Genomic DNA, 11,443 nt, shown 5'->3' with positions numbered 1-11,443 from the left:
CATGAACCGGCCCGCGTCGTCGCGCGAGAGCCCGTAGGTCATCTGCGTGAGGTCGTTGGTGCCGAAGGAGAGGAAATGCGCGTGCTGCGCGATCTCGTCGGCGCGCAGACAGGCGCGCGGGGTCTCGACCATGACGCCGAGCGAGTAGTCGAAGTCGCGCCCGCGCTCATGGCGCACGGCGGCGGCGACCGCGTCGATGCGCGAACGCACCAGCTCGACCTCGCGGCAGGCGGAGACCAGCGGTAGCATGATCTCGGGCACCACCGGCGCCCCATCGCGTGAGGCCTCGAGCGTCGCCTCGAAGATGGCGCGGGCCTGCATGTCGTAGATCTCGGGCACCGCGATGCCGAGACGCACGCCGCGCATCCCCAGCATCGGGTTGTATTCGCCCATGCTCTCGACCCGGCGGGTGACGTCCGAAACCGGCAGGTCCAGCGCCTCGGCCAGATCGCGCATCCCGGCGCGGTCCGAGGGCAGGAATTCGTGCAGCGGCGGGTCGAAGAGCCGGATGCACACGGGCATCCCCTCCATGATGCGGAAAAGCTCGATGAAATCGGCGCGCTGCATCGGCAGCAGCCGGGCGAGTGCCGCCTTCCGGTCGTCGGGGCTGTCGGCGAAGATCATCTCGCGCATCGGCGTGATGCGCTCGGCCTCGAAGAACATGTGCTCGGTCCGGCACAGCCCGATGCCCTGCGCCGCGAAGTTGCGCGCGGTGGTGGCGTCGGCGGGGGTGTCGGCGTTGGCACGGATGCCGATGTCGCGCTCGGCGTCGGCCCAGGACATGAAGGTCTGGAAGGCGTCGTCGAGCGCCGCCTCGATGGTCTTGGGCGCTCCGGCGAGGATCTGGCCCGAGCTTCCGTCGACGGTGATGATGTCGCCTTCGCGGAAGCGGCGGCCGTCCTCGGCCAGCAAGAGCTTGTCGTGCAGGCGGAAGCCCATGCGCACCGCGCCAACCACGCAGGGCAGGCCGAGCCCGCGCCCGATCACCGCCGCGTGGCTGGTTATGCCGCCGCGCTCGGTCAGCACGGCCACGGCGGCGTGCATGCCGCGCACGTCCTCGGGCGAGGTCTCGCGCCGGACGAGGACGCAGGGCTCGCCGCGCGCGGCACTGGCCTGCGCCTCGGACGAGGAGAACACGATGCGCCCCGTTGCGGCCCCGGGCGAGGCCGCGACGCCGCGCCCGAGCACGTCACGCTCGGCCTCGGGGTCGATCTGGCGGTGCAGCAGCTCGGAAAGGCCGCGGGGCTCGACCCGCATCACCGCTTCCTGCCGCGAGATGATTCCCTCTTCGGCCAGCCGCACGGCGATGCGCAGGGCGGCCCGGGCGCTGCGCTTGACGCGCACGCCGTCGAGGATGTGCACGCAGCCGTTCTCGAGCGTGAACTCGATCTGCATCTCGGCGCGGAGCTTTTCCCGCATGAAGGCGGCGTATTGCTTGAGTTGTTCGAAGGCCTCCGGCGCAATCTCCTCGAGCGAGGGGCCGCGCGGATCGCATTCGAGGAACAGCGACTTCTGCCCGCGCTGCAGGGCCTCGCGGCCCTGGCTCTGGCTCAGGTAGCGGCCGGTGATCTGCGGCAGCCCGGTCTCGGAGTTGACCAGCTGCAGCACGCCCGAGCCGCATTCGCCGATGCCGAGCCCCAGCGCCATCTGCTGCACGATAAGCCCGAGCCCCGCATCGACCGGCGCCCCCTTGGCCTGGCGCAGAAGCCGTGCGGTGGTGCCGTCCCAGGCGCGCGCCATCGAGCGCAGCACCTCGGCCAGCTGCCGCGCCGGATCCTGCGGGAAGGGCTCTTCCGCCTCTTCCTCGTAGCAGCGCAGCGCCTCGCTCAGCCCGTCCTGACCGGTGCCGTCGATCTCCTCGAACACGTCGGGATCGAGCCGCGCCACGTGGATTGCGTAGGCCATGACGAAGCGCTGGTAGAGCGACGACGCGGCATCGGCACCGATACTGTCGGAAAGCTCGACATAGGCGGCGTCGTTCATGCCGATGTTGAGCACCGAGCCGGGGCCGCCCCAGTCCGGATCCTCGGACGAGGGCCGCACGCAGAGCAGGGCGCCGCGCGGGAATTCGGCGAGGATGCGGTCGATGTCGGGCATCGCGCCGCGGGCGATCCTGTGCACCGTGTCGAAGCTTAGCGCCACCGTGCGGGGCACCGGCATGTCGAGCCGCACCAGCCGTTGCAGACACTTCGCCCGGCCCCCGTGCGTCGGCGTCGAAATCGGCGCCGAGGGGGTGATGAGCGTGACCTCCGGGTCCTGGTCCTGTCGAAGCGTGTCTGGCACGGGGATTCCTGATTTTTCCGCACTGCAGCATAACGCAAAAAGGCTGTGCGTAATATCACCTTTAGTTGCGAAGCCGAGGTTAATACCGCTGGCGGGGCCACGCAATTATTGCGCGCCCCTTCACGCGTCACGCGAGTTTGTGTCGCCAAATTCCCGTAAACACGGGGGGCTCCGGCGACTCCCGCGTCAGCCTTCGACTCGGGTGAGGTCGGCGACCTGCAGGCAGGTGTGGCGGATTCGCGACAGCAGGTTGAGCCGGTTGCGGCGCACCACGGCGTTCTCGGCGTTCACCTGCACCGCCTCGAAGAAGGCGTCGATGGGCCCGCGCAGCGCGGCCATAGCCGTCATCGCGGCAGCGAACTCCTCGGAGGCCATGGCCGGCTTGATGCTGGCATCGGCGGTGTCGAGCGCCGCGAAGAGCGCCTTCTCCTCCTCGGTCTCGGCGAACTTGACGTCGGCCCCGAAGCTGTATTCGACGCCGTCCTTCTCCTCGGCCTGGGTGAGGATGTTGTTCGCGCGCTTGAATCCCTGCACGAGGTTCGCCCCGTCCTCGGTGTTCAGCACCTCCATCAGCGCCCGGGCGCGGGCCACCACCAGCGCGAGGTCGTCGCGGTTCGGCATCGCCAGCACGGCGTCGATGACATCGTGGCGGATGCCCTCGTCGCGGAGGTAAACCTTGAGCCGGTCGTGGAAGAACGCCACGAGGTCGTCGCTGACGTCCGGCGCGTGGTTCTCGACCACCGGCAGCCACGAGGGCGCATCCGACCTGGCCTGTTCGATGATCGTCCGCGCGGCCGAGCCGAAGACGCCGTGGTGCGCGATCTCGCTCAGCAGGTCGTCGAGCATGGCGGCATCCTTGTTGCCGTCGGTGGTGATCTGGTGACGCAGCAGCTGGGCATCGACCAGCCGGTCGAGATGCAGCCGCAGTCCGTTCGCCAGCACGAGACGGATCACCCCGAGCGCGGCGCGGCGCAGGGCGTAGGGGTCCTTGGAGCCGGTGGGCTTCTCGTCGATGGCCCAGAAGCCGGTCAGCGTGTCGAGCTTGTCGGCCAGCGCCACGGCGACCGAGACCGGCGCGGTGGGCACGTCGTCCGACGGCCCGAGCGGTGAGTAGTGTTCCTGGCAGGCCGCGGCCACCTCGGCGGGAAGGCCCGCGGCTTCGGCGTAATAGCGGCCCATAAGCCCCTGAAGCTCGGGGAATTCGTAGACCATTTCCGACGACAGGTCGGCTTTGGCCACCCGCGCGGCCTGCTCGGCCAGGCCGGCATCGGCGCCGACCATGGGCGCGATCTCGCGCGCCAGCGCCGCGATGCGGTCGATGCGGTCCTTCTGGCTGCCCAGCTTGTTGTGGAAGGTCACGTTGGCCAGCCGCGCGGTCCAGGCCTCGAGCCCGTCCTGCTTCGCCACCCGCAGGTCGTTCTCCCAGAAGAACTTGGCGTCGGACAGACGGGCCGAGAGCACCTTGTCGTTGCCCGCGAGGATGGTCGCGCCGTCATCGGCGGTTTCCACATTTGCAACCGTCACGAAGCCCTCGATGCGCCCGGAGGCCGGATTCTTGATGGAAAAGAACTTCTGGTGCTCTTTCATCGAGGTCTGCAGAACCTCCGGCGGCAGATCGAGGAAATCCTCGCCGATCTTGCCCATGAGCACCACCGGCCACTCCACCAGCCCCGAGACCTCGGCCAGCAGGCCACGATCCTCGACCACCTCCAGCCCGGCCGCGAAGGCGCGGTTAGTGGCATCGTGCCAGATCGTGTCGGCGCGCTCCTCGGGCGACAGGATCACCTTCGAGCGCTTGAGCTTGGTCTCGTAATCCTCGAAGGACGTGACCTCGAAGGGCGCGCCGCCCATGAAGCGGTGGCCCTGCGTGATCTTGCCGGCCCAGATGCCGTCGATCTCGAGCGGCACCACCTCGGCACCGGCCTCGGTGGTCAGCACGCAGAGGATGCGGTGCAGCGGGCGCACCCAGCGCAGGCTGCCGGCGCCCCAGCGCATCGACTTGGGCCAGGGGAAGTTGCGCACTGTGGTCTCGAGCACCTCGGCCACGATCTCGGCGGCGGGGCGACCGGGCTTCTCGATCACCGCGTAGAGCACGGCGCCCTTCTTGTCCTCGCGCACCTCGCATTGCTCGCGGGTGACGCCGGCGCCGCGCAGGAAGCCCTCGATGGCCTTCCCGGGCGCGTCGACCTTGGGGCCGCGGCGCTCTTCGCGGGTGGCGGGTGAGGCGGCAAGCAGGCCTTCGACCGCCAGCGTCAGCCGGCGCGGGGTCGAGAAGGCGGCGGCGCCCGAATAGGTGAGGCCCGCCTCGACAAGGCCGTTGGTGACCAGCTTCTTCAGGTCCTCCGCGGCGCGGGCCTGCATGCGGGCGGGAATTTCCTCGGAGAAGAGTTCGATCAGAAGGTCGGGCATGGTCTCACCAAAGCATCTGCCCGCGCCGGAAGGGGCGCGGGCTGTTGTTCGCTTGGCTGGATAACGGGATGGACGGCGGAGGTCCAGCGATTAGGCCGATCGCTTCAGGTGGTGGCCTCGCGCAGCTTGCCCTCGGCCTTGAGCCTGGCGCGGCGCGCCAGCGTCATCACGTCCGTACCCGAGCGGCGCGGGACGATGCGATAGGCGGCTTCGATGAAGTTCTCGATGGCAAATCCGATGAGCCCGATGGCCACGGCACCCAGCAGGATGCGTCCGAAGGCGAGTGAGCGGATCTGGTCGAGCGCGGTACCGACACCGCCGGCCTGGCCCGGGTTGTGGGTGATCCCGGCGTAGACGATGGAGGCACCGATGATGGCGATGACCACGCCCTCGGCCACGAGGCCGAACTTCATCAGCGGATCGAGCTTGCGCGCCAGCGGCGTCACGCGGATGTCTTCCTTGTATTTCTCCTTGATGCCCTTGTGGGCGTAATAGATGCCCGCCCCGATGGTCGCGAGACCGGCCGCGATCACGAGGTAGGGGCCCCAGGGCATCGCCATCAGCTTCTGGGTCGCGCTCTGCGCGCCGTCACCGCCGGAGTTGCCGCGCAGCGCCATGGTGGCGACCGAAACGCCGATGGCACCGTGGATCAGCCCGGTGATCACCTGGCCGGCCCGCGCCACGATGCCCTTGAGCTCGCTGCCGTAGCACTCGAGATCCATCCAGGCGTCGATCAGGCGCCAGATCGTGTAGCAGATCAGCCCGAGCGCGATGGCAAGCAGCAGCGGCACGCCCCAGGGCTCTCCCTTAAGCTGGGCGAGCGCGTCGGTGGTGCCTTCGGCCTGGCCGCCGCGCCAGGCGGCGAACAGGGCGAGCCCCCCCACCACGGTGTAGACGGCGCCTCGGGCGGCGTAGCCGGCGCGCATTGCGGGAACGACCCAGGCAGGGGCTTTGTCGGACATGGCGTGTCTCCTCGGTTGCAGACAGAGCGCGCCAGACCCCGTTCTGGTTCCATCGCCAAACGCCATGCGCCGCCGCACCACCCATGGCCAAAGACAAAACCCCGAGCCCCACCAGACCCTTGCCTCAGGCAGCAAGCGCAGCCTTCATCTTCATCTTGCCAAGTAAACTCCGGGGGAGTCTCCGCAGGAGACGGGGGCAGCGCCCCCTCGACCCTCGCCGCCTGCACGACACCCGGTCCCTGCCGCCAAAACCATCGCGCAGCGAAATGCGGAACCGCCGGGGGCCGGGCGATGAGCACTGCAGGCAGCGGATCACCCAGGCCGAACCGCCCGCATGACAGCGGCGCCGAAGGCTCCCGCAGCATCACTCCCGCGGCGGACAATCCTCGCCGAGCGGCGTGCCGTCATAGGCCTTGTCGCCGCATTCATTGATCTCTTCCCAGACGTAGCCGCGGCCATCCTCGGCCACCGCCACCACCCGGTCGATGCCGAACTCGATGTTGCGCTGGGCGACGTAGACATGGGCCTCGCCGGTCTCGATCATCCGCCCGATCTCCTCGGCGTCGAAGCACGAGAACCAGAAGGGCGCGTTGCGCGGCTCGCCATCCCCGTAGCGCTCGAAGCGCTCGTCGAGCGCCTGCGGTCGCTCCGGCGTGGTGAAGCAGGCGCGGTAGCGGATGGGCGAGCTGGTGGCGTCGATGCCCTCGAACCCGGCATAGGCGATGTGCTCGGGCGCGCCGCCATCGAGGGGCGTCAGGAAAACCTGCCCGGCGTCGTCCTCGACCGCGGCATAGTAGTAGTAGACCTGGAAATAGTAGACACCGGCGCCGAAGAGCAGGGCGCTGACGACGATGGCGATGGCGAGGATCTTTCCGCTCATACTGCCATTCCTCCTTGGAATGCGGGCTTTGCCGGGTCCGCCCCGTGTGCTAGGCCGGGGTGGGCTGCACAGGGACAGATATGGATACGGCGTTTCTTATCAAGTTCCTGGGGGCGATCTTCGCGATCATGAACCCGTTCGTGAACCTGCCGATGTTCCTGAGCCTCACCGACGGCATGAGGCTCGCCGAGCAGCGCCGCGCGGCGCTGCGCACGGTGGCCTACAGCGGCGCACTCTGCGCGGTGGTGGCGGTGGCGGGCACGGCGATCCTCGGCTTTTTCGGGATCAGCGTCGACGACTTCCGCGTCGCGGGCGGGCTGGTGCTGATGATCATCGGGCTCGGCATGCTGAACGGCAGCGCCGGCAGCGCCCATCACGGCACCAGTGCCGAACGCGCGCAGCAGGACCCCGAGAGCGATCCGTCCTTCTACCCGCTGGCCTTCCCGATCCTCGTGGGGCCGGGCACCATCACCACCATCGTGGTCTTCACCGGGCAGGCCAAGGGCATGGGCGACCATCTCGCCATCGCGCTGGCGCTGGCCGGTGTGCTGGTCTCGCTCGGCGTGGTGATGTTCTTCGCCGCCAGCATCGGCCGCTATCTGTCGCAGACCCTGCGCGTGGTGATGATCCGGATCATGGGCATGATTCTCGCCGCCATCGCGGTCGAGATGATCGCGAGCGGCCTCAAGGCGCTGCTGCCGGGGCTGGCCTGACGAGGCCATGCCGCCGGGCGCCGCGCCTGAGGGGCGCCCGCGCATCAGGCGGCGTAACCGCCGGCCTCGGTCGTGACGAAGGCATCGGCGCAGCGCTTCGCCAGCGCCCGGACGCGGCCGATATAGGCCTGCCGCTCGGTGACCGAGATCACGCCGCGGGCGTCGAGCAGGTTGAAGAGGTGCGAGGCCTTGATGCACTGGTCATAGGCCGGGTGGGCCATGACGATGCGCTTGCCGGTCTTGGCGTCCTCGGCGGGCGTGTCGAGGATGCGCTGGCACTCGGCCTCGGCGTCCTCGAAATGCTTCAGCAGCATCTCGGTGTCGGCCACGTCGAAGTTCCAGCGCGAGTATTCCTGCTCGGTCTGGCGGAAAATGTCGCCGTAGCTCAGCGCGATGGGCGTCTGCGGGTCGTTGAACGGCATGTCCATCACGTGGTCGATGCCGAGCACGTACATGGCCAGACGCTCGAGCCCGTAGGTCAGTTCGCCCGAGACCGGGGTGCAGTCGTGACCGCCGACCTGCTGGAAATAGGTGAACTGCGACACTTCCATGCCGTCGCACCAGACCTCCCAGCCAAGGCCCCATGCGCCCAGCGTCGGGCTTTCCCAGTCGTCCTCGACGAAGCGCACGTCATGCACCGACATGTCGATGCCGATGGCCTCGAGCGAGCCGAGGTACAGGTCCTGCAGGTCCGGCGGCGACGGTTTGATCAGCACCTGGAACTGGTAGTAATGCTGCAGCCGGTTCGGGTTCTCGCCGTAGCGCCCGTCGGTCGGCCGGCGCGAGGGCTGGACATAGGCCGCAGCCCAGGGCCTGGACCCCAGCGCCCGCAGCGTGGTGGCGGGGTGGAAGGTGCCGGCGCCGACCTCCATGTCGTAGGGTTGCAGCACCGCGCAGCCCTTCGAGGCCCAGTAGGTCTGAAGCCGCAGGATGATCTCCTGGAAACTCCTCGGTTTGGTGCCGGTGTCGAACATCGCGTCTGCCCTGTCTTGAAGCTGGGGCCTTGATTATGCGCCACAGCCGCAGGGGTCAATCGCGGGGCTGACCATATTTTGAGGTGACGGCACAGCCCGATTTGCTACACAGACCGCCAGAGCCAACAAGAATTTCACGGCCTGAGGGGCACTAGCGAGTATGATGAGATCCTTTCTTCTGGGGAGCGCGACGGCGCTGCTGATCGCGGGCGGCGCGTTTGCACAAGGTACCGGACAGGAGCTTGTCTACATCCAGATCGAAGCGCAGCCGAGCCTCACGCAGGCGGAAGCGGCGCTGCGCGGCTATGCCACGCGGCTCGACAATGTGAACGGATTCTCTCTGGGCAGCGGCTGGTACGGCATCGCGCTTGGCCCCTATGCGCCCGACAGCGCCGGGGCGCTCCTGCGCGAGCTGCGGCTGACCGGGATCATCCCGCGCGACAGCTACCTTGCCTCGAGCTCCGAGTACCGCGACCAGTTCTGGCCGGTGGGGGCGGGCCTTTCGACCGCGCAGCCGGTGCCGCAGGCGCCCGACGCCGGTCTTTCGCCCGCCACCGGCACGCCCGAGGTGGTCACCCGTCCCGAAATCGCCGAGGAAACCCCGCGGCAGGCCCGCGCCAGCGAGGCGCTGCTCTCGCGCGGCGAACGCGAGCTGCTGCAGGTCGCGCTGCAATGGTCGGGGCATTACAACGCCGCCATCGACGGGGCCTTCGGCGCCGGCACCCGCAACGCCATGGCCGAATGGCAGGCCGCCAACGGCTACCAGGTCACCGGCGTGCTGACCTCGGCGCAGCGCGCGGACCTCATCGGCGCCTACAACGCCGTGCTCGAAGGGCTCGACATGGCCCGGGTCAGCGACAGCCGCGCCGGGATCGAGATCGAGATGCCGACCGGCGTCGTGTCCTTCGACCGCTATGAGGCGCCCTTCGCGCTCTACGAGCCGAGCGGTGACCTGCAGGCGCGCGTGCTGCTGATCAGCCAGCCGGGCGACCGCAAGACCCTCGCCGGGCTCTACGAGATCATGCAGACGCTCGAGATCGTGCCGCCCACCGGCCCGCGCGAGCGCGGCCGCGACAGCTTCAGCATCACCGGGCAGAACGCCCGCATCGTCAGCCACACCGAGGTCGCGCTGCGCGAGGGTCACATCAAGGGCTGGACCCTGATCTGGCCCGCCGGCGACGAAGAGCGGCGCGAGCGGGTGTCGGCGATGATGAAGGCCTCCTTCGCCACGACGGCGGCTGTGCTCGACCCGGCCTCGGTCACCGACGAGGGACAGGCGGTGGATCTCGTCTCCGGTCTGAAGATCCGCCAGCCCATCGCCACGGTCTCGGGTTTCTTCGTCGATGCCGGCGGGGCGGTGGTGACCTCGGCCGAGGCGGTGGCCTCCTGCGGGCGGATCACGCTTGACGACATCTACGATGCCTCGGTGGCGGCCACGGACGCCGAGCTCGGCGTCGCGGTGCTGCGGCCCGAGCAGGCGCTGGCCCCGCGCGGCGTCGCCAACCTGCGCAGCGGCACGCCGCGTCTGAAGACCGAGATCGCCGTGGCGGGCTACCCGTTCGGCGGCGTGCTCAGCGCGCCGACCCTGACCTATGGCTCGCTCGAGGACTCGCGCGGCCTCGGCGGCGAAGAGACGCTGGCCCGGGTGGCGCTCGCCGCACAGCCCGGCGATGCGGGCGGCCCGGTACTCGACGCCGGCGGCGCGGTGCTCGGCATGTTGCTGCCCGAGGCGCAGGGCGCGCGGCAGCTGCCCGCGGGCGTGGCGCTTGCCGCCGACGCCGATGCGCTGAAGGCCTTCCTCGACGCGTCCGGTGTGCGCAGCTCCGGCACCGCCGGGCAGGACATGCTGGCGCCCGAGGATCTGGCGGCGGCGGCCACCAAGATGACCGTGAAGGTGAGCTGCTGGGACTGATCCGGGCACGGTCCGACGTTCCTTCATCCGGATCGCAGACCTTCCGGACCCCGGTGCCTTTCGTGAGGCGTCGGGGCCATTTTCTCTGCATGGTTGTATTTTGCTGAATTAGTCGCCTCTCTCTGCGACGGTTCGTCCGGCCGGAACGAAAGCTGTGCGCCCGGACTGGCCCTCGCCAGTCCGGGCGCTAACGTCTGCAGCAACTGACATTGGGAGGAGCATTCTTCATGGGCCTTTTCGGGATCGTCCTGTCGCTCGGGCTGCTGATGTACCTTGCCTATCGCGGCATCAACGTTCTTATCCTTGCGCCGCTGCTGGCGATGCTGGCGGTGCTGCTCTCGGGCGGCCTGCCGGCGCTCGCGACCTACACGCAGGTCTTCATGAAAAGCCTCGGCGGCTACGTGATCACCTATTTCCCGCTGTTCCTGCTGGGAGCGATCTTCGGCAAGGTCATGGCCGACGGCGGTGCCGCGCGGACCATCGCCGAGCGCATCGTCGACTGGGTTGGCGCGGGGCGGGCGATCCTCGCGGTGGTGCTGGCCTGCGGCGTGCTCACCTACGGCGGGGTGTCGCTCTTCGTGGTGGCCTTCGCGATCTACCCGATCGCCAACGCGCTGTTCCGCCGCGCCGACGTGCCCAAGCGGCTCCTGCCCGCGGCCATCGCGCTGGGCTCGTTCACTTTCACCATGACCGCTTTCCCGGGCACGCCGGCGATCCAGAACGCCATCCCCATCCCGTTCTTCGGCACCAACGTCTTTGCCGCGCCGCTGCTCGGCACGCTGGCGGGGATGATCATGCTGGTGGGCGGCACGCTCTGGCTCAACCGTCGCCGTGCCTCGGCGCAGGGCAAGGGCGAGGGCTATGGCGAGCATGACGAGACCGGCGCCGACAGCACGCTGCCCGCCGACGCGACCCTGCCGAGCTTCCCCATAGCCATCGCGCCGGTGGTGGCGGTGATCGCGCTCAATGCGCTCTTCACCTACGTGCTGATCCCGATGATGTCGGCGGATTACCTTGCCGAGCCGCAGTACGGCGAAACCAGCCTGTCGTCCGTGGCAGGCATCTGGGCCATCATCGTGTCGCTGACCATCTCCATCGTGCTGGCCATCGCGCTGAACTGGAGCCGGTTCAAGGATGTGCTCGAGACCGTCAACGCCGGCACCATGGGGTCGCTCCTGCCGGTCTTCAACACTGCTTCCGAGGTCGGCTACGGCGCGGTGATCGCCTCGCTCCCCGCCTTTGCGCTGATCCGCGATGCGGTGCTGGGGCTGTTCCCGAATAACCCCGTGGCCTCGCTGGCCGTGGCGGTG

General features: G+C 68.7%; 8 protein-coding genes. 3 read left to right on the top strand and 5 right to left on the bottom strand.

Annotated elements, in window-relative coordinates; all coding sequences use genetic code 11:
• From HC022_RS11660 to HC022_RS11645, 4 genes are all read right to left on the bottom strand, one after another.
• Positions 1-2,283: pyruvate, phosphate dikinase (locus HC022_RS11660; RefSeq protein ID WP_167452533.1), on the bottom strand; the 2,283-nt coding region annotated here is incomplete at its 3' end.
• A 186-nt stretch (positions 2,284-2,469) separates the two neighbouring features.
• On the bottom strand, positions 2,470-4,692 hold the full coding sequence (glyS, locus tag HC022_RS11655) for a glycine--tRNA ligase subunit beta (protein ID WP_167452532.1): 2,223 nt from the start codon (positions 4,690-4,692) through the stop codon (positions 2,470-2,472).
• 104 nt (positions 4,693-4,796) lie between these two features.
• Positions 4,797-5,654: a DUF1206 domain-containing protein gene (locus tag HC022_RS11650; RefSeq protein ID WP_089954372.1), complete on the bottom strand. Its 858-nt coding sequence runs from the start codon at positions 5,652-5,654 to the stop codon at positions 4,797-4,799.
• A 364-nt stretch (positions 5,655-6,018) separates the two neighbouring features.
• Complete coding sequence (locus tag HC022_RS11645; protein WP_008884028.1) at positions 6,019-6,534, bottom strand: DUF6446 family protein; 516 nt, start codon at positions 6,532-6,534, stop codon at positions 6,019-6,021.
• Positions 6,535-6,614: 80 nt separating this feature from the next.
• On the opposite strand from HC022_RS11645, the gene HC022_RS11640 reads away from it, so the two are divergent.
• The gene (locus HC022_RS11640; protein WP_167452531.1) at positions 6,615-7,247 is read left to right on the top strand and encodes a MarC family protein; all 633 of its coding nucleotides are present in this window, start codon (positions 6,615-6,617) and stop codon (positions 7,245-7,247) included.
• Positions 7,248-7,291: 44 nt separating this feature from the next.
• On the opposite strand, the gene HC022_RS11635 is transcribed toward HC022_RS11640, so the two are convergent.
• Complete coding sequence (locus tag HC022_RS11635; RefSeq protein ID WP_008885474.1) at positions 7,292-8,221, bottom strand: glycine--tRNA ligase subunit alpha; 930 nt, start codon at positions 8,219-8,221, stop codon at positions 7,292-7,294.
• Positions 8,222-8,384: 163 nt separating this feature from the next.
• On the opposite strand from HC022_RS11635, the gene HC022_RS11630 reads away from it, so the two are divergent.
• Both HC022_RS11630 and HC022_RS11625 read left to right on the top strand, forming a co-directional pair.
• Entirely contained in the window at positions 8,385-10,133 is a 1,749-nt protein-coding gene (locus HC022_RS11630) for a serine protease (protein WP_368484655.1), read from the top strand.
• Between the two features lie 227 nt (positions 10,134-10,360).
• Positions 10,361-11,443, top strand: a 1,083-nt coding sequence (locus HC022_RS11625; RefSeq protein ID WP_167452529.1) for a GntP family permease, incomplete at its 3' end; no start/stop codon positions are given.

The organism is Salipiger sp. HF18 (assembly GCF_011806505.1).
Taxonomy (GTDB): Bacteria; Pseudomonadota; Alphaproteobacteria; order Rhodobacterales; family Rhodobacteraceae; genus Salipiger; species Salipiger thiooxidans.
This window is presented reverse-complemented; position numbering and strand designations above follow the sequence as displayed.

What these genes read in the sequence shown, in the direction of transcription:
- glyS (WP_167452532.1), bottom strand. Translation starts at nt 4,692, where the DNA reads ATGCCCGACCTTCTGATCGAACTCTTCTCCGAGGAAATTCCCGCCCGC.
- HC022_RS11650 (WP_089954372.1), bottom strand. Translation starts at nt 5,654, where the DNA reads ATGTCCGACAAAGCCCCTGCCTGGGTCGTTCCCGCAATGCGCGCCGGC.
- HC022_RS11645 (WP_008884028.1), bottom strand. Translation starts at nt 6,534, where the DNA reads ATGAGCGGAAAGATCCTCGCCATCGCCATCGTCGTCAGCGCCCTGCTC.
- HC022_RS11640 (WP_167452531.1), top strand. Translation starts at nt 6,615, where the DNA reads ATGGATACGGCGTTTCTTATCAAGTTCCTGGGGGCGATCTTCGCGATC.
- HC022_RS11635 (WP_008885474.1), bottom strand. Translation starts at nt 8,221, where the DNA reads ATGTTCGACACCGGCACCAAACCGAGGAGTTTCCAGGAGATCATCCTG.
- HC022_RS11630 (WP_368484655.1), top strand. Translation starts at nt 8,385, where the DNA reads ATGAGATCCTTTCTTCTGGGGAGCGCGACGGCGCTGCTGATCGCGGGC.